Origin of the sequence: Mesorhizobium sp. M1A.F.Ca.IN.020.06.1.1 (assembly GCF_004023265.1) — a bacterium.
In the GTDB taxonomy this organism is placed as follows: Bacteria; Pseudomonadota; Alphaproteobacteria; order Rhizobiales; family Rhizobiaceae; genus Mesorhizobium.
In genome coordinates, this window is sequence record NZ_RZSR01001654.1 from 1 (window position 1) to 616 (window position 616).

Consider the following 616-nt stretch of genomic DNA (forward strand, 5'->3'; position numbering starts at 1 on the left):
CTGGTGGTGTGGCCGGCCGCGAGCGCCATCTTGATCTGCACGAACGGCATGGTGTGGATGACGTCGCGGTCGCCGACCTTGGTGACCATCGACACTTCCATGCGCCGGCGGTCCTTGGCCCTGGCGATCTGGCGCGGCGCGACCAGCCTTGTCGTCTTGGCCTGCTCGCCGGAATCGTCGCCGCCGCTGGCGAGGTTGATGAGCTCGGCGATTTCAGGCGGCGTCGCCAGCTGCTGGCGACCGTCGAGGGCCGCGAACAAGGCCACGCCCATCAGCACGCTCGAGGTCACCCCGGTCAGGAACGTTCCCGAAAGCCAACGTGCCGAAACCTCGCGGCGGTCAGGCGGACCGCTGCGACCGTCCGCGATCAGCGGCGGCTCGTTGCCGAGTTCGGCTATGACATCTTCCGTGTCTGGCATCCAGAAAGGCTGCTTCTTCCCCGGGCGAAACGGCTTGTCGTTGTTCGTTGCCGGCCATGACATTTGCCTGTCGCAGCCAGTGAAGTCAAACGAAGCGGCAAGCCGGGGCCGATATCCCCAATCACACGTCTCTTAGAAACGCGGCTCTTGTCGTCTGCGGTCGAGGCTCTCACGCGTACGCGGGCGCCTTGCTTGTA

General features: G+C 65.3%; 1 pseudogene. It reads right to left on the reverse strand.

The window, feature by feature from the left end:
• Window positions 1–419, reverse strand: a pseudogene (locus EOA60_RS36165) (M23 family peptidase); the annotation flags it as partial.
• Window positions 420–616 lie beyond the last annotated feature (197 nt).